Genomic DNA, 20,689 nt, shown 5'->3' on the forward strand with positions numbered 1-20,689 from the left:
ATTTTGATATAATTTGTGAAAATAATGTTATGTTTATCATCGAGAAAGGGGATTGTTTTTGTGCACCACAAAGGTAACTTTGTGTTAAAACTTCCTCTTTCCCTTTTTTGCGTTTAGGACGCTATTGGTTATTGATCTATTATTGATGACTTACTAATAATTAATGGTGAACTATTGGCGTCTTGCTTTTATCTTTTAACTGAATTTTAAGGATTGGCAAGACGCTTTTTTTTAAGCTGCATTTATTTTTCTGAAGTTGCTCATTTCTCTTGAAGCTGTTCAAATGTGATCATTTTTGTTCTCTCATTATCAGGAATCGCGGAAGAGGTTTTAGTGTTGTAATCAAAGGCAACGCAGACGGTTTTCCCTTTACTGCAGATTACCTCTTCTCCATGGACCAATTTGACTAGTAAATATTCCAGGTCGAAACTGCTTTTTCCTATTCTGGAAGTTCTTACGTACATACTGATTTTATCTTCTGGATAGATGGGGGTATGGTAGTCCAGCTCTGCTTTAGCGATGACTACTCCGGTCTTTCTCCAATCCCATTTAACGGCCGTATTCCAATACTTTACTCTGGCAATCTCCATGTAGGTAAAGTACACCGCATTATTCACGTGGCCCATCATGTCGAAATCTGCAAAACGAGTTTCTATCTGCGTTTTATACTTAAAGCTGTCGAAATGGTTGATGATCTCTGTCTTTTTGTCTGTACTTTTTGTTTTGTTGCGCCAAAATGTCTTAAATATCATAAATAATTGGATTGGTATAGGTGTTGATTATATCGAAGTATAAAATTAAAACTTAAAATAAAAGGAGAATAAGCGATGACACTAGTAAATTTTAATAACAGAACCAGAAACACTGCACCTTATTTTAACAATGTATTTGATTCTTTGTTCAGTGAGGCGTTAAATAAAAATTTAACGATTAACAAGATTCCAGGAGTAAACATTTTGGAAACAGAGTTGGAATATAAGATTGAGTTGGCTGCACCTGGTTTAACTAAAGAAGATTTTCAAATCAACCTGAAGAAAGATACTTTGTCTGTATGGGCAGAGAAAAAGGTTGCGGAGACAGACGAGAAAAAAGATTATACACGCAAAGAGTTTGATTACTTTTCTTTTGCAAGATCATTTGTGTTGCCTGAAAGTGTGGATGCAGAGAAAATTACTGCGGAATATACCAACGGAATTTTAAACATTACAATTGGTAAAAAAGACGAATCAAAAAACGCTGCGAAAGAGATTAAAGTTTCTTAATGAAGAAACAGAAGAGTTTTCATAATAAGTTTGGTTTAAGGTTGGGGACGCAGCGGGGGCTGCGTCCTTTTTTTTCCTAAAAACTCAGGGCATAAAAAAAGCGTGTGCCTTTTGATAGACACCCGCTGTATAATTTGTTTAGGATACGGTTTTAAACGTAACCTAGGATTTTTAACACTTGCTTACTGTTTTGTTCTTCTCCGAATACTTCAAAGTTGAAAGTTTCATCTCTGTTTCTACGGATAATCACATGCTTCGGACTAGGCAATAAGCAGTGGTGAATACCACCATAACCGCTCAATACTTCCTGATAAGCTCCGGTATTGAAGAAGCCCAGGTATTGTACTTTACGTGTTTTTGGCATAAATACACTGTTCATGTGTGCTTCCTGATTGTAATAATCCTGACCATCACAAGTGATACCACCTAAATTGACACGCTCATATTCCGCATCCCAGTTGTTGATCGGTAACAAAATATATTTCTGATTTAAGGCCCAAACGTCTGGAAGGTTGGTGATGAATGAACCATCTAACATCAGCCATTTCTCTCTGTCGTTCTGTTGTTTACGTCCTAGAACTTTGTATAAGATGCCAGATGCCTCAGCAACGGTGTATTTTCCAAATTCAGTAATGATATCCGGTTCTACTACGTCGTGCTCTGCACAGATTTCTTTAATTCTTTTTACGATCTCATTTACCATGTATTCGTAATCGAAATCAAATACTAAAGAGTCCTTAAATGGCATACCACCACCGATATCTAAAGTATCCAGTTCAGGATTGATTTTTTTGAACTTGCAATATAAAGTCACATATTTTTCAAGTTCGTTCCAGTAATATGGAGAATCTGTAATACCTGAATTGATAAAGAAGTGCAATAGTTTTACTCTGAAGTTTGGATTTGCAGAGATCTTATTGTTGTAAAACTCGATCACATCTTCCATACGTACACCCAGTCTTGAAGTATAAAACTGTGAGTCTGGCTGTTCTTCAGCAGCGATACGGATACCCAGATTACAAGGTGTATCTAATTCTACCTCATCATCAAAAAGGTTAAATTCCTCTTTATTGTCCAATACTGGAATGATGTTTTTGTATCCGTCGTGCAACATATCGATGATATATTGTTTGTACTGATAAGTTTTAAATCCATTACAGATCACTGTAATGTCTTTGGTTAGGGCACCTTTTTTCTCCAATGCCTCAATCATAGGCATATCAAATGCTGATGAGGTTTCCAGGTGAATGCCATTCTTTAAGGCTTCTTCAACAATGTGCCTGAAGTGCGAACTTTTAGTACAGTAACAATACTTATAGTCCCCACGGTAATTGTTCTTGATGATAGCCGTTTGAAATAATAATTTGGCTTGTTGGATTTTCTTAGTTATCATTGGAAGATAAGTGAAACGTAATGGCGTACCATAGGTTTCAATCATTTCCATCAGATTGAGATCTTGAAAATACAATTCGTCGTCTATAACGCTGTAACCTTCCTGAGGGAAACCAACACTTAGATCAAGAAATTCGGAGTAACTCTGCATTTTTTATATTTTTGAACAATTATTTAAAGGGGTAGCTAATTAAATGAGTTAATTTTCGGCTCAAAGATAATCACTTTATAAAATACACTTGTATTTTTTTTTATGACTAAGACTTTAAAAATTATTGAGGTAAAATCCGAGATCGGCGCCGGTACACGCGGAGCTAGTTTAGGAGTGGATGCAATTAAGATTGCAGCGTTGGATTTTGGGAGTAGATTCTTCAAGAAACATAAATCTATAGAAGTGCCAAATGAGAACCATTTGTTACTTGAAGGCACCGGCAGCCCGTATGCAAAACGGATTTCCGGAATATTGACTATGGTAGAGCGGGTGAGTGATCAGGTTCGGACTACCTTGGAAGAGAAAGAGTTTCCGGTAGTTTTAGCAGGAGATCACAGTACTGCAGCGGGTACGATTGCAGGGATAAAAGCAGCTTTTCCAAAGTCAAAATTAGGGGTAATTTGGATCGATGCGCATGCAGATATCCATTCTCCCTACACCACACCCTCCGGAAATATGCACGGAATGCCCTTAGCGATGTCACTTGACGAAGATAATTTAGAGTCGAAAGTGAACAAGCTGGATCAGGAAACGATCAACTACTGGTTTCAGCTAAAAAACGTTGGAAATATAGCACCTAAGATTAATTATCGCGATCTTGTGCTGATTTCTGCGCGGGATATGGAGAAGCCGGAAGAATACTTGCTGAAGAAAAATAAAGTCAAGATCTTTACGACGGCAGATCTCCGGAAAAGAGGGGTAGAGCGGACAGTGATTGATACTTTGGTGTATCTTGATCATTGTGATCTCATTTATGTTTCATTTGACGTGGATTCTATGGATCCTACAGCATCCAGGGGAACGGGAACACCGGTTGCTCAAGGATTGACAGAAAGAGAAGCAGGCAAGCTGATGTCTGGCCTGATCACCAATCAGAAAGTATGCTGCTTCGAGATTGTAGAAGTGAATCCAACTCTCGACAGAGAGAATCAAATGGCAGAACATGCCTTTGAAATTTTAATTAAAGCGACTAACGCTTTTAGAAACGAGTAAATTATGAATATCGAACAACATATCACCACAGCAACGATTGCTGCGGTAAAGCAATTATATGGTCAGGATCTTCCTGAAAACCAAGTAAGTTTACAAGATACCAGGGCTGAATTTGAGGGACAGATCACTATTGTGGTATTTCCTATCGTGCGTTTCTCCAAAAAATCTCCGGAAGTAACGGCAGCTGCGCTTGGAGCATACCTGGTAGAAAGTATTGAAGAAGTTACTGCATTTAACGTAATTAAAGGATTTCTTAACTTATCAGTGGCAGATAGCTATTGGCTGAGTCTTTTCAATCAGGAGCTTTTGAGCCCTGGATTTGGAGCAATTGATTCGAATGGCAAAAAGGTGATGGTAGAATATTCATCACCAAATACCAACAAACCTTTACACTTAGGACACGTTAGAAACAACCTGTTAGGATATTCGGTGGCGGAATTGCTAAAAGCAAGCGGTCATGAAGTGATCAAAGTGAACCTGGTAAACGACCGTGGGATTCATATCTGTAAGTCGATGCTGGCCTGGCAGAAATGGGGAAATGGGGAAACTCCGGAAAGCTCTGGCTTAAAAGGGGATCATTTGGTAGGAAAATACTATGTGATCTTTGATAAAGAGTATAAAAAAGAAATTGAGGCTTTAAAAGAAGCTGGTCAGACAGAAGAGGAAGCTAAGAAGAATGCCCCATTGATTTTAGAAGCACAAAAAATGCTTCAGGATTGGGAAGCAGGAGATGAGGCGGTCATCAGCTTATGGAAAACGATGAACAGCTGGGTTTATGCTGGTTTTGAAGTCAGTTATAAAAACCTTGGTGTTGATTTCGACAAGTATTACTACGAGAGCAATACCTATTTATTAGGAAAAGGAACAGTAGAAGAAGGTTTGGAAAAAGGCGTATTCTTTAAAAAACCAGATGGTTCTGTATGGATCGATCTAACTGCTGATGGTTTAGACCAGAAACTGGTTTTACGTGCAGATGGTACTTCTGTATACATCACACAGGATTTGGGTACTGCTCAAATGAAACATGACGATTTCGGAATGGATGAGTCGATTTATGTGGTAGGAAATGAGCAGGATTATCACTTCAAGGTATTGTTCCTGATTTTAGAAAAACTAGGTAAAACCTGGGCCAAAGGCTTACACCACTTGTCGTACGGCATGGTAGATCTGCCAAGTGGCAAGATGAAATCAAGAGAAGGTACAGTGGTAGATGCAGATGATCTTGTTGCAGAGATGATCGAGACTGCGAAACAGAAAACTGAAGCGTTAGGAAAAGTTAATGACTTTAGTGAAGAAGAAAAAAGCGCTTTATATAATAATATTGGTTTAGGTGCTTTAAAGTATTTCCTGCTGAAGGTAGAGCCTAAGAAACGCCTGTTGTTTGATCCTTCGGAGTCTATCGATTTCCAGGGGAATACAGGTCCGTTTATTCAGTACACCCATGCCCGTATCAAATCTCTGTTAAATAAAGCAGGTTATGATGCAGGAAAAACTGCTACTGAAGTAGCGATCACCGCTACAGAACGTGAAATAATCATGTTGTTGGCTAAATACCCTGCGGAGATTGTTGCTGCGGCGAAAGTGTTTAGTCCGGCAAGTTTGGCGAATTACTTGTATGAGGTGGCTAAGATGTTCAATAAATTCTACCATGAGGTTCCACCGATTGTGAAAGAAGAAGATGAAGCATTGAAACACCACCGTTTAAGTATTAGTGCAGTAACCGCGAATATTCTTAAAGCTGGTATGAAAATCTTAGGAATTACGGTTCCGGAAAGAATGTAAATCTCATTTTAACTGTAGAAAAAAGGTCCTGAGCGTCATGTTCAGGACCTTTCTTTTTACATTGTATTTAATGCTTCGCAAGGTTATTCCTTTTCTAATCGCAGCTGCTGCATGATGCCTGACCACTCGTAGGCTTTGTTGATCCGCGGCTGCAAAACCCAAGCTCCGATGAGCGGGTAAATAATCGTTAAGTCAGCAATGCCGAAATCGCCGCTGCTTATCGGACGTTGTAATTCAACTCCTCTCAACGTCTTGATCATGATGTACATGCCGTACAAAAAACAGACCGTAGAAAAAAAAAGGATTAAGCCTAATAAAACGGCAAGTTCAAAAAAGCCTGAGCCTCCGTTTCCTCCGATTTCCCTGTATAACATGATGCCTAAAATGATGAAGCCTGGGAAAAATGAGATGCCCATCGCTCTTTTGAATTTCCCAAGGTTCATGCTGACTGTTGCTGGTAATAATGGGTACAGATTTACGGTTGTATAATAAACCCAACCGCATAATAAAACCAGTAGGTACATCCAATAGCTGATTTCAATCCAGTAATAGTCGGCATTGGGGTTTCTTGTGAAACTAAATAGTATTTCCAGTATTTTAGGACCTATTAATAGTAAAAAGAGCTGCCAGTGTTTTATGCTAAGTATCCAATGAGCGTTAGTGTTGGGTTCCATCTATGTAATTATTTTTGAGTTCCTGCCGAAGTCGGTACGATTTTCTTTTTCCTGAAAGAGGCAAAGGTCATTGGGCTTTTTGAAGGTCTTTCATCACCAAGTAATACGCCCCATTGCTTAAACATTTCTGTTCTGTCGAAGATGACTTTTAATACAGCGACGATAGGCATAGATAGGAACATTCCTGATACACCGGCTATACTTCCACCTATGACGACACCTAAAATGGCAAACAAGGCATTTATTTTTACTTTCGAGCCTACAATTCTGGGCATGAGGATATTGTTGTCCAGGAACTGAACTCCTGCAATTACTGCCAGCACAGTGATCACTGGCCACATTTCTGTAGAGGAAGTCAGGGTCAGTAAAACTCCGATAATGTTTCCTATTAGGGCTCCTACGTAAGGAATCAGGTTTAAGATCGCGAAAATTACGCCGATCAGCAGTGCGTGTTTAATGCCGACAAGCAACAGGATTCCTCCAAGTAAAACGGTCATATAGGTTACCTGAATTAATAAGCCTACCAGGTAGTTTTTGATGATGGATTCTGTTTCATAAATGGCTTCTTTCACCTTTGAATGATGATCTGGCTTGAACCACATGAATACAAAGCGGAGTAAAATGTCTTTGTAAAAAAGCATCAGGTAAATGTAGATGGGTAATAGACCAACAAATACAAATAACGAACTTAAGGTCACTGCTGCACCACTGGCCGCTTTACCACCCATCGCCAGGAGGTCATCACTTTTTTCGGTAATGAACTTCATTTGCTCGGTGGTAGAGATATGACTGATTTTACCAAACCATTCGCTGAGGGTTTTTAAATGTGCATTTACATTGGCTTTAATTTGTGGGAAATCGTTTGCCAGGACACCTATCTGCGCGGAGAAAAACCATACAATAGATCCGACAAAGATGACTACTAAGAGAATCGGTAACACGATGGCCGCTATTTCCGGGAATTTGTATTTTCTTAAAAAGCGAAATACGGGTAAAAGCATGATGCTGATGAAAAAGGCCATGATGACCGGCATGATGATGTCTTTTCCAATGACAAGTATGGCTCCTACAAGAACAATTCCGAGGAGTTCAATGGATCTTTTAACGGTAAGTGGCATGTCTTTCATAAGCGTCTGGCTAAATTAATAGATCACATCAATGCCAAAAGCTCAGATTTGAGACTGGTTTGATGGATCAGTAAGGATTTAATTGTAGTTTATTTGTTTTTTCAAAAACTAAACACGGTAAGGTATGAAATGTTTGGCTAGTTTTGTAAATAATCAAAACACAGAATATTTCTTCTTATGATCAGTAATGAAACTATAGTTGCCTTATCTACTCCTCAAGGAATCGGTGCGATCGGTGTAATTCGTCTTTCAGGTAAGGATGCGATCACGATCACGAACTCCGTTTTTAGTAAGGATTTGCTAAAACAAGATTCCCATACCTTACACTTTGGCTTGATCAAAGATGGTGATGTGGTGATTGATGAGGTGGTAGTTGCGCTATTTGTAGCTCCAAAGTCTTATACAAAAGAAAATGTGGTGGAAATTAGCTGCCATGGTTCAAATTATATCATTCAGCAGATCATTTCTTTGTTGATTAGAAAAGGCGCGTCAGCAGCTAAACCAGGAGAATTTACTTTAAGGGCATTCTTAAATGGTTCATTGGACTTGTCGCAGGCAGAAGCTGTAGCTGATTTGATTTCTTCGGATTCTCAGGCCGCACATAGTGTAGCAATGAATCAGCTTAGAGGTGGTTTTAGTACGGAATTGAATGTGTTGAGAGAACAATTGATACATTTTGCTTCTATGATTGAACTGGAACTTGACTTCTCTGAAGAGGATGTGGAGTTTGCAAATAGAGATCAATTGCAGGAGTTAATCAATAAGATCACGCTGGTGATCAATAAACTAATCCGCTCGTTTGAGTTAGGAAATGTAATTAAAGAAGGTATCAATACGGTTATCGCAGGCAGACCAAATGCAGGAAAATCAACTTTGTTAAACGCGCTGTTAAATGAAGATCGTGCGATTGTAAGTGAAATTGCCGGAACGACTCGTGATACAATTGAAGAGGTTTTGAATATCAATGGGATTAATTTCAGATTGATTGATACTGCAGGGATTAGAGAAGCGACGGACACGATTGAAGCGATCGGAGTAGAGAAGACGATGCAGAAGATTAGTCAGTCGGCAGTGTTGGTTTATCTTTTTGATGTAGTGAATCTTTCTGCTACCGAAATCAGAGAGGATATTCAGAGTTTGCATAAACCAGGAATTGCTTTTATCGCAGTGGCGAATAAAATCGATCTTTCATTTACAGATAGGGTCAAGGAACTTGGTCTTCCTTCAGATATTAACTTTATTTCTATTTCAGCAAAGGAAAATCAGCAGATTGAAGAATTGAAACAGTTGCTGTATGATACTGCGGTAGGAGATAAGCTTTCTACAAATCATACGATGGTGACGAATATCAGACACGTGGAAGCATTGCAGAAAACCAGGACGGCGCTGGATAGCGTGGTGAGAGGTTTGACGAATCCTGTAACTTCAGATTTTTTAGCGATGGATATTAAGCAAGCGCTTTATTATTTAGGAGAAATTACTGGACAAGTGACTACGGATGATTTGCTGGAGAATATATTTAGCAAGTTCTGTATCGGAAAGTAACTATGGTTTCCGATGTTTTCTTTTGTTGTCATTATAGCTGATTATCAGTTTCTTAGTTAATATTTTCTTGTATTTTATTTCTGGTTTTATCATATTATTTGTTACGTTTTTGTTACCTTGGTGATCGAGTAACAAAAAATAACAAGTATGGTAACACTTAGAGAGCGTAATCTTAAGGACGGTAGAATAAGTTTGGTGTTGGATATGTACATCCAAGGTAATAGGGAAGTGAAATCTTTAAAGATTTATCTATTGCCGGATAAAGGTAATCCAGCCATCAGAGCACAGAATAAAGAAAACAGGCGCAAGGCTGAAATTATTCGAGTTAAGAGGGAAAACGAAATAATTGATAACAATTTTGGTTTACCTACATTGAAGCAATCGGGTCTTAAGTTTTTAGATTATTTTAAAACCGTAAAAGAAACTAAAAGGGGGAGTCTTGGTAACTATGGTAATTGGGATAGCGCTTATAAAATTTTGTGCCAGTATTATAATAACAAAGATGTAAGGTTAATTGATGTAACTGTTCAAGATTTATCTGATATCAGGGAGTACATTTTAAATGTGTACAAAACTAAAGCGAATAAACACCTTTCGCAAAATGCAGCTTCATCTTATTTTAATAAAATCAGGATATGTTTAATTCAAGCCTTTGAAGAAGGTATCTTGAAAATGGAGATAGTAAAGAAGGTAAAATCTATCAAATCAGGTGAAACCCGTAGGGAATTTCTTGTTGAAGAGGAAATCGACAGATTGATTGGAATAGATAGTGAAAATCCAGTTATTAAAAGTTCATTTATGTTTGCTATTTATTCTGGCCTTAGATTTTCTGATTTGATTAAACTAAGATGGAAAGATATTAATTATTCAGAAGGTACTGGGTATTTCATCAATTATCAGCAACAAAAAACGGGATCTGAAGAAGTTCATTTTATTCCTAATGGTGCCTTATCTTTTCTGGAGAAGGATGATGATAAAAATGCGAAAGTTTTTAAGGGGTTAAAATACAGTGCATGGACAAACCTTAAACTAAGGGAATGGATGCTGAAGGCACAAATTACCAAGAAAATCACATTTCATTCTGCTAGGCATACTTATGCGACTTATTTAATAACAAAGGGAGTTGACTTTGCTGTTCTGAGCAAGATGCTAGGTCATAAAGATTTGAAGACAACTCAAATTTATGCCAAAGTAATTGATTCAAAAAGAATCGAAGCTGCTAAAGTTTTTGATAAAAAATAGCTGTTTTTAGTCTTGTTTTTTGTGTCAAGATTTTTCTTTTTTTTGCAAAAATATATTAAATATATTGTATGAAAAAATTTATTAAAAATAATAATATATTTTTTCATACAATATTTATTTTCTAATTTTGTTGAGTTGTTAAGTTAGTTAATTAAAAAATCGGAATAGAATGAAAGAAAAACACAAAAACAAAGATGGAAAATTTTATCTCCATAAAAGGTCTAAGCGACCAACTAGGATTGTCGAAATCCTATATTTATAAACTCTCAAGTGGAAACATTCTGCCTAAGTATTGTCCCAGTGGAAAACTTATTTTTTTTAAAAAATCTGAAGTAGAAGCGTGGCTGGAAAGTCACCGTATAGCATCTCAAGCAGAGCTGGAGTCTGAAATTGATCTTACTAATTACAGAAATGGGAGGAGGTCGTTATGATTTTAGGGGTATTTGAATACACAGCGAGGAAGTCTAATGGTAAAATCCTTATTAAGATGGATAGTTGTTTGGAGATTAATATGCCTTCAAACATTAATCATGCCTTTGATGGTAACTGCTTATTGAACGATTATAATCTGGGCGCATACAAAAATAATAAATGCTTATTTGAAGGGGTTGATGGATCAATGTTAGGCGATTTAATATACGGGCTTGGCCTAAAGTCAGTATTCCCCGATATAAAGGGATTTTGGATATTCAAATCCGCTTATTCTAAAGGGAAATTTAGTGTGATTGGCGATGTTATTCTTAAAGGTAAGCGATTAAAATTTTGTTTAAACATTTGCTTACCTAATAGAATGAAGTTGACTGTCTGTGAAGATGAATTCCTGAGTAGTGTAATGTTTAATGCTGATGAATCATATAGCTTACAATTGCGCTCCGATGAATCAAAAATTAGGTACATTAATAAGGTTTAAAATCCGCTAACTTTTAAAATAACTCAGTAGTGGCTTTTTCCACTACTGAGTTCAACCATCCAATATTTATTTCTTGGGTAATTGTTACTCTATTAACTCCATTCGCAGTTAAATTGACAATTGTACAATGTATTATGGAAGTCATATATAATAATGAAAATACTACTTGTCAACATAAAACGTAAAATAAAACCGCTTAATGAATTTTTTAATAGTCATTTTAAGTGGTATCATTTATTTTGCAGAAATCAGTTTACGATAAAATTCGTACTGATATAACAACCAAAACAGGTAGAGATTCTACTTCAATTCAAATTAAGTATATGTATGTTGTAAATCGTTTAAACTATGTTAAACAGTTTAAAAAAGATGTATATGCTGAAGGTGTACCTATGAATACAGAAATTTTAACTGAATTATTCGGAAAAGGATCTGATGTGAAAAACATCTTAAAAAAGCTTGAGGAGTTTAAATTTATCATTAAAGTTAAAGACAGTAAATTCAGGCAGAATTCGGCATGCTATTTATTGCACCCTACTATCGAAGTAGAAAATGTTCTCCAGGTAGATTTCAATGAATTAGATTCTGCTTTAATTAATAAGGTTGACGCGCATAATAAAAGTATGAATTGCTTTAAAAATCAGCTCTTAGCATTGAAAAATCATGTGTCCCTTAATCATTTAGGTAAAGAATATTTAAAACGAAAGTATGATTTAATTCAGGATGGTTGTAATACGGCTGTTGAACCATCTGACTTCGGACTTAAAGCTATTCATGATGGGAAATTCTTTGCTATAAGACCAGATATAAAAAGCAGGGTTTACACCAATTTTACTTCATTATCACGATGCCATCGTAAGTACATCGAAATAAATGGAGGCCCAATGCTAATGACGGATATTAGTAATTCACAAATTTTGCTTACAGTGCCATTATTGCACAGGTATTGGGCTAAGAAAAGCGGTGTTGGCTTAACTAACTTGCCACAAGATGTTAATGCGTTTCAAGTCTTAGCTGAATCTGGAGCTTTCTATGAGTGTATGGCAAATTGTATTGGTCTGAAATTTTATAATGCTGATGAACGGGGTGCTTTTAAAAAGCAAATTTTTAGAGAAATCTGGTTTTCTAAAAACAGCAAACGAATGACAAAGATAAAAAAAGCATTTAAAAACCAATTTCCAACCGTGTTTAAGATAATCTGGGAGCTAAAAAATGAGAAGCATAACGAGTTTGCTATAAAATTACAGCAATTTGAAGCTTCGATATTGATTGATAAGGTTTGGAAGAAGATGTATAAACTTGGTAAAATTGTATTTACGCTTCATGATGCGATAATTTGCAGCAGCGTTTCTGACTTAGAATTGGCTGAAAAATTTATCCAAGATGAAATGGAGAAATATAGGATTAAACCAAAGTTTAAGCGGGAGCATGAAGAATTTATCAATGTAGCAGCTTAAAATGTGAGGGCAGAATTTAGTTATTCTGCCCCCTTTATTCCGAAATGTACTTGTTGGTTGTCTGGTAATCAATAGAGCTGTAATAGAAGACGCAGGTTAAAGCAAAACATAAAATCTGGGATTTACTTAAACCCTAAATAAAGGTTGCTATATGCTTATTATTTGCTCTGGATTAACTTCTAAAGCTTTACAAAGAATAACAATGGTGGTTAGTTTTGGATTGATTTTACCTTTTTCAATTCGATAGATTTGGGATAATTCTACATTGGCTTGATTTGCCAGATATTCCATTGTCCATTGTTTTTCCAACCGAATCCTACGAATATTTTCTCCGAAATCTTTAAGGGTTATTAATTCACTTGGATTTAGTGGCATGCACCAAAGGTCAAGTGAATGCCTAAAATTTATTTAGGCACATATGCCTAATTTGAAAAATGTTTTTAGCTTTGAAATAAAAAATCATGAAAAAAATAGTACTTAAATTAACGCTAATCTTAATTTTCTTTTGTGGATCTTCATTTAAGTTTGGTTTTGAACGAATTCAGACGATTTCAACTGCAATAAATTTACTCGGAAGCAGTAAAGTAAAAATGAATGAATACCTTGCTAGTAAGTCTTTTTCATTGGATTCGGAATACAAACAAATCCTCGAATACAGAAAAACAACAGAAACTGCATTCTACACCTATACAACCGTATACAGTAATGGTATGGTCAACGCAATATCCTGGACTGAAGTGGCTACTTATGGAAACGAAATTGTCAACGAGTTGCTAAACGATGATTTTCAAAGCATTGAATCAAATTCAAGGACAAATATTTATAGCTATCGGAATATCAGAAAAAATATTTTGGTAACACTAATACTTAATGGCTCTGGTAATCAGGTTAATGTAACAATTGGAGCATTAGATCCCAAGAAGCCAATAAAAAAATAACTTAGTTGTAATAAATGCTATTTGATGTATTAGCCGATAATATTGAGTGTCATTTTGCAGTATATAATCCAAAAGATCAGGCCTTCGTAATTATTAAGCAGGAAAAAGTAAATCAAATTAATTAATAAATCCAAATTATTGATCAAAAGTAAACATTGTGAAATAATTGAATTTCTTTGATTGGGAAGCTACATTGTTGATGAAATGAATGTTGATTTGGGAATTGCATGACATTAATATTTATCAGACTTCTAGTCTAAATACTGATGAAAATCAATTTAAGATAGAAGCTCATTATTCAATGAATTTAAAGTAGGGATGCTGAAAACTGCATTTTAAAAAGAGTAGGCTAAACAAAACCAAATAAACAAAACCAAATAAACAAATATGAAGAAAATCTTATTAAGCACAATTGTATTACTTTCATTTTCACTATCCATTCTTTTGTTTCAAATAAGCTGTAAAAAAGAGGTAAAGGCGGAATCACCAGTAACGAGTACAACATTAAATATTTTAGTTTTCACAAAAAGTTTTCCTTCAGTTAACGGCTCCAAAAAAGAGATTTGGACAGCAAATTTTGATGGGAGTAACCAAAAGAAAGTAAATCTCCAATTGCCTTCTGGTATTGAACTTGAAGGTGTACCTCCAATTCTTTCACCTGATGGAAGAACTATTTTTTTCCATGTATTTGGTACTCCCATTGGTAATCTTGATGGGTCAGATATTTATTCTTGCAACTTTGATGGAAGTAATGTTAAAATGGTGATAAGTCATGGGGGGACTTATGACGTAACATTAGGTGATGTAAAATAATGGCAATCCAAATAACGAGGTTTAACGCGTTTTAATGATTTAGACCTGTTCCCTTAGGAAGGGGTAGATTTACTGTGTTAGCGGTAGAGTAAATTATTAATGATGCAAAGATTAAGGGGTCATCTAATTGTGGGTGACCTTTTTCATTACAATTACTAAGGTTATAATATTTTTTAATCTAAAACGATTTAAATAAGTTTTTTTATTTTCATAACGGTGGCTACTGAAATACCGGCCACTTTACTTGTTTCTCTTACTGTAAAGTTCTTTTTTAAACAATTGATAGCAGAAATTGAACTCACTTTTTTTAGAAATTCAAGATCGTTTTCTTTTGACCCCTTTGGTCTACCTAGTTGACCCCCATTTTGTACAAATAACATCCTACCAACAGTAGTACGCTCTTTAATATTCTCCAATTCCATTTCATACAGTGAAGACATAATCGTTGAAATCATTTTCCAAACGGGATTTTTATTGCCATCAGGTCTTGATTGTAAACCTAAATTTCTAACTATAACATTCACACCTTTTTCATCCAACCATTCTACAGTATTGATTACATCCCCTGTATTACGTCCAAGTCTGGAAAATTCTTCAACGATTAATTCTTTTACAACGCCTTTATCGATAAGTTTCACTAATTCTTTTGCTTGTGGCCTATCTTTAAATGGGATTGATCCAGAAACCTTATCAAGCAAGATTTTATCATAAATGTCTTTATCAGCAGTAAATCTTATGCCCGTTTGCTGTAAGGTCGATACCCGATTATATTTGATTTTCATGTTATGAAATAATTCTTAGATTAAAAGTATTACAAATATTTCGTTTCTACACTATATTGATGGTAATAATTTTTGAATCATTGTACTACTTTTAGTCATGATTAAAATAATAATGCAAAATTGCTAATCGTTCTAGTTTCTTGTTTATATTGCGTTTCATTTAATTAACGCTTTAATTTGTGGCTTAATGAACTGGTTTCTAGTATATGAAAAGATCAAACCAAATCAATATGTTCAAAGCAATGTTAATTAGTAATAATTACGAATAATTGTTTTTCAAAGCATTATGTCCAACTTACAGACCAAATTAAGGCAACTATTAAACAATCCTAAAGTATCTAGAGAACAAAAATTAGCTTATATCAAATTAAACTCGGGGGCGGGTGAGTATGCTACTTTGTTAGAAAAATTTCAATTATTGAAGTCTGCAAAATTACAGGATAGCCAATTTAAAGATATTACAAGTATTAAACAGAGAAATGCCTTTGAATTTACTAATGACTTTAAAAAAGAGCTTTTTTGGATTGGATACAACATTAAAAAATCTGCACCAATTATTGACGCATTTTTAGTTGAAAAGGACTCTTTTGAAAGGCTGTTTTTTTTAGAGAAATATGATGAAGCTGAAGCGAATTTAGCAAAAATTAGGCATAGGTTTGGTGAAACGCTATGGTCTATCGAAATGACTTTGTTGTTAAAGGAATATAAGTACGGTACTAAAGAAAACTGGGGGGCTTTGAGTGAATATTTACCCAAACTTAATAGTCCTTTTTATCAGTTTTTACTTAATTTTTATAGTAAAAAGATAGAAAAAGCGATGTCATTTGAGAATTGTTTTAAACAATTCTCAAATGACATCGGAGATGTACATGCAGAAGAAGAAGTTACTGATTATTTAGTTTTCAAAAGTATTTTTTTTGCGGATTATGAATATGGTAGTATAGCTGGAATTATCTACGTTGGTAATGTATTCAGTGTTATTGATCAATATCTATTGACCATTGATATACTTGCTAAGCAAATTTCTATAGATAATTCTCAAGACAAAACAATTATTCATTTCCTAAAGTTCTTAGATGGCGCTATTCAAAATGATAAAAAAATATTTCAAATTCAGAATTTATTAAATGTTGATAATAGTTTAACTGTTTTCTCCCTTTCTAACCCTATATTAAATATAATCGAGAATTATACTGAAGGTAAATATGGGAAATGTATAGAAATGTGTTTAGCCATTATATTGGATTTTCCTACCTGTTTTGAAATATATCAGATTTATATAAAATCACTGATCCATCTTAAACAGACTCATACTCCTCTTGGGAATTTGTTTATAGATGAGATTTTAGATTTCATGATGAAAGCATCTTTCTGCGATTTAAAAAGTGATGGATATAGGGATCATTTGTTGAAGAAATCACTTCTATTAAATGGGTTTGATTTTGGAAAGCAAATTTATGCCTTTGTTTCAGAGCTTAAAGGGCAGCTAAATGCAAACAGGGATGGTATAATAAGCTGTATCTGTTCTCCTATTAATAATCCTAAGTTATTGTCCTTAGATCTTGGGGATAGATATAGCAATGTTTTAGCAAAACACCTTCAATTGGGAGATTTCTTATCGTTAAATGTTAATAGCTACATATCTGGAAATGTAAGCGAACTGAAAGAAGAGCGACTATCTGTGATTAATGTTTTGGTTTATAGAGCTAGGCACTTTTTCAAGCGTAATGAATATGAGAAGGTAATAGAAAATGCAAAGCAATCCCTTAAAGAAAACATGCCTCCTTTTTATAAGGAACAAATGTTAACGATTTTATATAATTCTTATGTTGAAACTGATAGATTGAGGGATGCACTAGAACTAGGGGGAGCAATTCTAATTGATGATTTTTATGTCAACAGAATCAATTTTCAACCGCTATGTCGGAAGATTCAGATAAAAGGTTTTGAAGCATTCTCGGATTTAATGGACTTACCTTTAGTTTTTGGTAATACTGTAAGTGGTTATGATCTTTATGTAGTTTATGATGAGTTTATGACTTATCTAAAAGAAGATTTTCCTAGTCAATTAGATATTAATGAACTAGTTAAGAAATACTCTATCAATCGGGTTATATATTTTTTAAAGGAAATCTGTGTTATTAGTACTTTACAAAATTCATTAGTTTTTGACTCCATTGAGTTGGCAGAACAAGAACGTCATGAGATTTGCTTGATTTTAGCGAAGATTGATCCCGAAAATGCTGTTTTATATAATAAAGAAATAGCAGAAATTTTGAGAACAGCAGCAGTTAGGAATGTTATTAAGGAGGTTGATGATGGGAGACTGTTTGTCAATATTGAAAGTTTAAAAAGCTTGCAATCAAAAGGTCTGAAAGAAACCTTTAGTAGATTCAAAGAAATAGAGCGTGTAGTAAAAGATGTATCATTGGTGGGGTATAATTCTTCAAAGGAAAGAAATTGGAAACCATCAATATTAGTAGATGACAATTCCGGCTCCATTTCAACTGATGAATATATCAGATATAATAATCCTGCATTTTTAGCCTTTAAGTCAATTTATCAAGAAACAAGAGAAAAATTTTTATTTAGTAAGGAATATGGATTAGATAGTTGTTTAAGTACAAGAATTAGGCACGGTGCATTAAAAAACCATATAAGAAGTGTTTTCGAAAAAGTATCCCTCGTTACATCTAAAACAGGAGACATTTACTTGGATAATAAGAAATGGTATGAGCAGCTGGGTAGTGATGAAATTTTAAACCATAATGTTCAAACATCTCTAAAGAGCTTTTCAAGAGATATTGATGATTACACGACATATATTGTCGACAGTTTAATACAAATTCGAACTGAAAAGAATTCTGAAAAGAAAGATGGGCTATTTAACTACGGCACTAGTGATAGAGCATTATGGGAATTTATGAACGAACATAGCTACAGATTTACTTCTGAAACAGATATCGTAGATATATTATATTCGGATTTAAGTAATTACACATCCCATGTAGTAGCGTCAAGTATTATGTCCAAAATTGTTGGTGAATTTAATAATACATTTCAAGGTTTTATTGAAAAATTACAAGTTGAGATCCGTTCATTTAATATACCTGCAAATTCAGATTTATTAACAAATATTTCAAAAAGCAGTACTAATATTCAGACAGAACTTGATAATATTGCTGAATGGTTTATTTTTAGAACTAGCGAGTCATCCTCTTTATTGGAAATCGAAACCATTATTGATGCTAGTAAAGAGTATACAAATAAAATTAATCCTAATAATAGATTAAATCCTGAAATCATAATTGATTGTGAACCTTTTATGGGCTACAGTCATTTAATTTTTGTTTTTAATATTATGATGGCAAATATTATTAAACATTCGGGACTATCAGCTGATAAGCTTAACACAAAGATTCATGTTTCCAATATTGGAGAATCTATACAGATAGTATTTACCAATAATTTTTCCCCTACAATGAACAAGTCAGAAGCGGAAAGAAAGTTGAATGCAGTTAAGCAAAACTGGAATAATCACGATAAAATTGATCGTTCTAATATTGAGGGTGAAAGTGGCTTTGACAAAATAAAAAGAATTCTGCTTTATGAAGCTCACGCTAAAAGTGACAGATTTGAGTTTCTGATTGAAGAATCAACGATTAGTGTATCACTTTTCTTACCTTTTAAAGAATATAATTTAGATGAAAGTACTGATAATTGAGGATGATAAGATTAAAATCGAAAAGCTAACTAGTTTTTTCAGTAGCCACGATTTTGAAATCAAAGAATCATATCATAGTGGGATAAAAGAACTTCTTACTAAGAATGATTACGATATTTTGATATTAGATATGTCAATTCCTTTATGGGAACGTGGGAACAATGACATTGGCGGAAATTTTGAGCAATTTGGTGGCGTTAACATATTACGAGAGATGAAGAGACGTAATAAACTTGTACCAACTATTTTAGTGACAATGTTTGATGTTTTTGCTAACGGAAAGCTGACGTTTTCTCAATTAAATGAAGACCTACTCAATAGATTTGGAGATTTCTACAAAGGTGCAGTTTTTTATAATGCTTCCGAAGAAGATAAATGGAAAGCAGACTTAGAACAACGCATAAATTTTATATCTAATCAATGATTACTATACTTATCGTAGACGATGATATAAATAAAATATCTAAAATAATCGCATCAGCGATGTCTTCCTCAACCAATAGAATTGAAATCAGGCAAGCTTCAAATGTTCAGGAAGCTTTAGAAGCCATGCGATTGTATCATTTTCATCTCTTAATAACTGACTTGTTAATGCCCTTAAGGAAGGGAGAACAATGTGTTGCTAACGGAGGTAACTATCTTGTAAAGGAAATGTATAAGAGTAGGAGTAAGGTAAGTATTCCACTCTATATCGTAGGATTAACCGGGAACTTTGAAATAGCTTCTGAATTTAGTAATATCTGGAATGTTTGGAAATATGAACCCGAAAATATTGAATGGGAAAATCAATTAAGAGATCTCATTTTTCATATCGTGAAAATAAACGGCAAAATTGTAAAGGAAAAAATTGAGACTCTGTTTGTTGAAGGGGAAACTGATAAAATAATTGTTGATTTAGCTATCAAATTATTTCATCCAAGTTTTGAGAACAAAGTAGTTGTCGAATTAACAAAGTATGGAGGAGGTTCTTCGTGGGTAGAGAGACAGTTAGTTATTTGGGGAAAAACACTTTTTATAGGTTCAAATGGTAAATACCTTCAATCTGTTGGACTTTTCGATAATGACATGGCAGGTCAAAAATCCATGACTGATGTAGAGACTCAAATACCTTTAGATACTGCTGGAAGAGAAACATTTTCTATGTTTCGACATGATCAGAAGTATGCTAGACATCTGATACCAATTTTTAAAGGGGGGATTATATTACCTATCACTTTGGAAGAAATGTTTAGCCCAGAATGCTGGATTCACGCAAGGACTAGGGGGTGGCTAAAGAAGAGAAAGCTTAGTGAAGACTTACTGCAAGACCCTGGAAGGTGGGATAGAACGAATCAATCTTTAACTGAATATACGAACTCATTAAATCTACCTGAAGAGAATCTAATTTATATACAAGAAAAAATTGATGATAGTCAAAAGGTAACACTTGTAAACTATATTCAATCTCTCCCTAAGGAGGAACAAAGGGGGATTTTATGTGCTTTTGAACCTTTATTAAAAGATATCTTTGTTAGGTTAGGAATATATAATATAACTAGTTGATATATAATTCTGTAGCTTGTTTTAGTAACGTTAAATAAAATAATTGCATACAGAATGTTTCTTTTTTGTTACTTAATTCATGTAATAGTCTGATTATAAGAGTTTAGATACTTTCTGTATCGGAAAGTAACAGCGCAAAATATTACAAAATAAGAATATAGAAAACCCCGGGAGTGTAACGTGAACTGTGTCATTCAAAATTAACGCTTCTCAGAATCCTCTATTTTCCTGAAGAATTCTATCACCAAATTTAATATATAATTGTGAGAATGCCAGTCCCCAGTTATGGATTGGC

Annotated in this window: 19 protein-coding genes; 13 read left to right on the forward strand and 6 right to left on the reverse strand. The window is 34.5% G+C overall.

What is annotated here, in order from left to right; translation table 11 throughout:
• Positions 1-260: 260 nt before the first annotated feature.
• The gene (locus H9X96_RS21805; RefSeq protein WP_187668320.1) at positions 261-752 is read right to left on the reverse strand and encodes a thioesterase family protein; all 492 of its coding nucleotides are present in this window, start codon (positions 750-752) and stop codon (positions 261-263) included.
• A 75-nt stretch (positions 753-827) separates the two neighbouring features.
• On the opposite strand from H9X96_RS21805, the gene H9X96_RS21810 reads away from it, so the two are divergent.
• On the forward strand, positions 828-1,262 hold the full coding sequence (locus H9X96_RS21810) for an Hsp20/alpha crystallin family protein (RefSeq protein WP_187668321.1): 435 nt from the start codon (positions 828-830) through the stop codon (positions 1,260-1,262).
• A 151-nt stretch (positions 1,263-1,413) separates the two neighbouring features.
• Here the strand turns inward: H9X96_RS21810 and H9X96_RS21815 are convergent, their stop codons facing one another.
• Positions 1,414-2,805, reverse strand: coding sequence for an arginine decarboxylase (locus tag H9X96_RS21815; protein WP_062549353.1), 1,392 nt, complete (start codon positions 2,803-2,805; stop codon positions 1,414-1,416).
• A gap of 102 nt (positions 2,806-2,907) precedes the next feature.
• Here H9X96_RS21815 and H9X96_RS21820 point away from each other — a divergent pair, with 102 nt between their 5' ends.
• Positions 2,908-3,858, forward strand: coding sequence for an arginase (locus tag H9X96_RS21820; protein ID WP_187668322.1), 951 nt, complete (start codon positions 2,908-2,910; stop codon positions 3,856-3,858).
• Positions 3,859-3,861: 3 nt separating this feature from the next.
• Positions 3,862-5,640: an arginine--tRNA ligase gene (gene argS, locus H9X96_RS21825; protein ID WP_187668323.1), complete on the forward strand. Its 1,779-nt coding sequence runs from the start codon at positions 3,862-3,864 to the stop codon at positions 5,638-5,640.
• A gap of 83 nt (positions 5,641-5,723) precedes the next feature.
• Here the strand turns inward: argS and H9X96_RS21830 are convergent, their stop codons facing one another.
• Positions 5,724-6,314: a hypothetical protein gene (locus H9X96_RS21830; protein ID WP_187668324.1), complete on the reverse strand. Its 591-nt coding sequence runs from the start codon at positions 6,312-6,314 to the stop codon at positions 5,724-5,726.
• A gap of 8 nt (positions 6,315-6,322) precedes the next feature.
• Positions 6,323-7,441, reverse strand: a complete 1,119-nt coding sequence (locus tag H9X96_RS21835) for an AI-2E family transporter (RefSeq protein ID WP_187668325.1) — start codon at positions 7,439-7,441, stop codon at positions 6,323-6,325.
• Between the two features lie 177 nt (positions 7,442-7,618).
• Here H9X96_RS21835 and mnmE point away from each other — a divergent pair, with 177 nt between their 5' ends.
• The 5 genes from mnmE to H9X96_RS21860 all read left to right on the forward strand — a co-directional run bounded on the left by mnmE (position 7,619) and on the right by H9X96_RS21860 (position 12,595).
• A complete protein-coding gene (mnmE, locus tag H9X96_RS21840; RefSeq protein ID WP_187668326.1) occupies positions 7,619-8,986 on the forward strand; it encodes a tRNA uridine-5-carboxymethylaminomethyl(34) synthesis GTPase MnmE in 1,368 nt (455 codons plus the stop codon).
• A gap of 147 nt (positions 8,987-9,133) precedes the next feature.
• Entirely contained in the window at positions 9,134-10,228 is a 1,095-nt protein-coding gene (locus tag H9X96_RS21845; RefSeq protein WP_187668327.1) for a site-specific integrase, read from the forward strand.
• A 194-nt stretch (positions 10,229-10,422) separates the two neighbouring features.
• The gene (locus H9X96_RS23175) at positions 10,423-10,659 is read left to right on the forward strand and encodes a helix-turn-helix domain-containing protein (protein ID WP_187668328.1); all 237 of its coding nucleotides are present in this window, start codon (positions 10,423-10,425) and stop codon (positions 10,657-10,659) included.
• A 56-nt stretch (positions 10,660-10,715) separates the two neighbouring features.
• Entirely contained in the window at positions 10,716-11,138 is a 423-nt protein-coding gene (locus H9X96_RS21855) for a hypothetical protein (protein WP_187668329.1), read from the forward strand.
• Between the two features lie 239 nt (positions 11,139-11,377).
• A complete protein-coding gene (locus H9X96_RS21860; protein ID WP_187668330.1) occupies positions 11,378-12,595 on the forward strand; it encodes a hypothetical protein in 1,218 nt (405 codons plus the stop codon).
• Positions 12,596-12,742: 147 nt separating this feature from the next.
• On the opposite strand, the gene H9X96_RS21865 is transcribed toward H9X96_RS21860, so the two are convergent.
• Positions 12,743-12,970, reverse strand: coding sequence for a helix-turn-helix domain-containing protein (locus H9X96_RS21865; protein WP_187668331.1), 228 nt, complete (start codon positions 12,968-12,970; stop codon positions 12,743-12,745).
• Positions 12,971-13,056: 86 nt separating this feature from the next.
• On the opposite strand from H9X96_RS21865, the gene H9X96_RS21870 reads away from it, so the two are divergent.
• Entirely contained in the window at positions 13,057-13,533 is a 477-nt protein-coding gene (locus H9X96_RS21870; protein WP_187668332.1) for a hypothetical protein, read from the forward strand.
• A gap of 387 nt (positions 13,534-13,920) precedes the next feature.
• Positions 13,921-14,346 carry a hypothetical protein gene (locus H9X96_RS21875; protein ID WP_187668333.1) on the forward strand — a complete coding sequence of 142 codons (426 nt, stop codon included), beginning with the start codon at positions 13,921-13,923 and terminating at the stop codon, positions 14,344-14,346.
• Positions 14,347-14,534: 188 nt separating this feature from the next.
• On the opposite strand, the gene H9X96_RS21880 is transcribed toward H9X96_RS21875, so the two are convergent.
• A complete protein-coding gene (locus tag H9X96_RS21880) occupies positions 14,535-15,128 on the reverse strand; it encodes a recombinase family protein (RefSeq protein ID WP_187668334.1) in 594 nt (197 codons plus the stop codon).
• A gap of 286 nt (positions 15,129-15,414) precedes the next feature.
• On the opposite strand from H9X96_RS21880, the gene H9X96_RS21885 reads away from it, so the two are divergent.
• From H9X96_RS21885 to H9X96_RS21895, 3 genes are read left to right on the forward strand one after another with little or no spacing between them, the layout of a single operon-like run.
• Positions 15,415-18,852: a hypothetical protein gene (locus tag H9X96_RS21885; protein ID WP_187668335.1), complete on the forward strand. Its 3,438-nt coding sequence runs from the start codon at positions 15,415-15,417 to the stop codon at positions 18,850-18,852.
• Positions 18,833-19,276 (forward strand): hypothetical protein, encoded by a 444-nt coding sequence (locus H9X96_RS21890; protein ID WP_187668336.1) that lies wholly within the window; start codon positions 18,833-18,835, stop codon positions 19,274-19,276. Before H9X96_RS21885 ends, H9X96_RS21890 begins: the two co-directional genes overlap by 20 nt.
• Positions 19,273-20,394: a response regulator transcription factor gene (locus tag H9X96_RS21895; protein WP_187668337.1), complete on the forward strand. Its 1,122-nt coding sequence runs from the start codon at positions 19,273-19,275 to the stop codon at positions 20,392-20,394. The genes H9X96_RS21890 and H9X96_RS21895 overlap by 4 nt, the downstream gene beginning before the upstream one ends.
• Positions 20,395-20,689 lie beyond the last annotated feature (295 nt).

This window comes from Pedobacter sp. N36a, from assembly GCF_014472395.1.
Taxonomy (GTDB): Bacteria; Bacteroidota; Bacteroidia; order Sphingobacteriales; family Sphingobacteriaceae; genus Pedobacter.

Excerpts from the sequence above, each read along its gene's own strand:
- H9X96_RS21845 (WP_187668327.1), top strand. The coding sequence starts at position 9,134 with ATGGTAACACTTAGAGAGCGTAATCTTAAGGACGGTAGAATAAGTTTG.
- H9X96_RS23175 (WP_187668328.1), top strand. The coding sequence starts at position 10,423 with ATGGAAAATTTTATCTCCATAAAAGGTCTAAGCGACCAACTAGGATTG.
- H9X96_RS21870 (WP_187668332.1), top strand. The coding sequence starts at position 13,057 with ATGAAAAAAATAGTACTTAAATTAACGCTAATCTTAATTTTCTTTTGT.
- H9X96_RS21885 (WP_187668335.1), top strand. The coding sequence starts at position 15,415 with ATGTCCAACTTACAGACCAAATTAAGGCAACTATTAAACAATCCTAAA.
- H9X96_RS21865 (WP_187668331.1), bottom strand. The coding sequence starts at position 12,970 with ATGCCACTAAATCCAAGTGAATTAATAACCCTTAAAGATTTCGGAGAA.
- H9X96_RS21880 (WP_187668334.1), bottom strand. The coding sequence starts at position 15,128 with ATGAAAATCAAATATAATCGGGTATCGACCTTACAGCAAACGGGCATA.
- argS (WP_187668323.1), top strand. The coding sequence starts at position 3,862 with ATGAATATCGAACAACATATCACCACAGCAACGATTGCTGCGGTAAAG.
- H9X96_RS21875 (WP_187668333.1), top strand. The coding sequence starts at position 13,921 with ATGAAGAAAATCTTATTAAGCACAATTGTATTACTTTCATTTTCACTA.
- H9X96_RS21805 (WP_187668320.1), bottom strand. The coding sequence starts at position 752 with ATGATATTTAAGACATTTTGGCGCAACAAAACAAAAAGTACAGACAAA.
- H9X96_RS21810 (WP_187668321.1), top strand. The coding sequence starts at position 828 with ATGACACTAGTAAATTTTAATAACAGAACCAGAAACACTGCACCTTAT.
- H9X96_RS21830 (WP_187668324.1), bottom strand. The coding sequence starts at position 6,314 with ATGGAACCCAACACTAACGCTCATTGGATACTTAGCATAAAACACTGG.
- H9X96_RS21890 (WP_187668336.1), top strand. The coding sequence starts at position 18,833 with ATGAAAGTACTGATAATTGAGGATGATAAGATTAAAATCGAAAAGCTA.
- H9X96_RS21835 (WP_187668325.1), bottom strand. The coding sequence starts at position 7,441 with ATGAAAGACATGCCACTTACCGTTAAAAGATCCATTGAACTCCTCGGA.
- H9X96_RS21815 (WP_062549353.1), bottom strand. The coding sequence starts at position 2,805 with ATGCAGAGTTACTCCGAATTTCTTGATCTAAGTGTTGGTTTCCCTCAG.
- H9X96_RS21820 (WP_187668322.1), top strand. The coding sequence starts at position 2,908 with ATGACTAAGACTTTAAAAATTATTGAGGTAAAATCCGAGATCGGCGCC.
- H9X96_RS21855 (WP_187668329.1), top strand. The coding sequence starts at position 10,716 with ATGGATAGTTGTTTGGAGATTAATATGCCTTCAAACATTAATCATGCC.
- mnmE (WP_187668326.1), top strand. The coding sequence starts at position 7,619 with ATGATCAGTAATGAAACTATAGTTGCCTTATCTACTCCTCAAGGAATC.
- H9X96_RS21895 (WP_187668337.1), top strand. The coding sequence starts at position 19,273 with ATGATTACTATACTTATCGTAGACGATGATATAAATAAAATATCTAAA.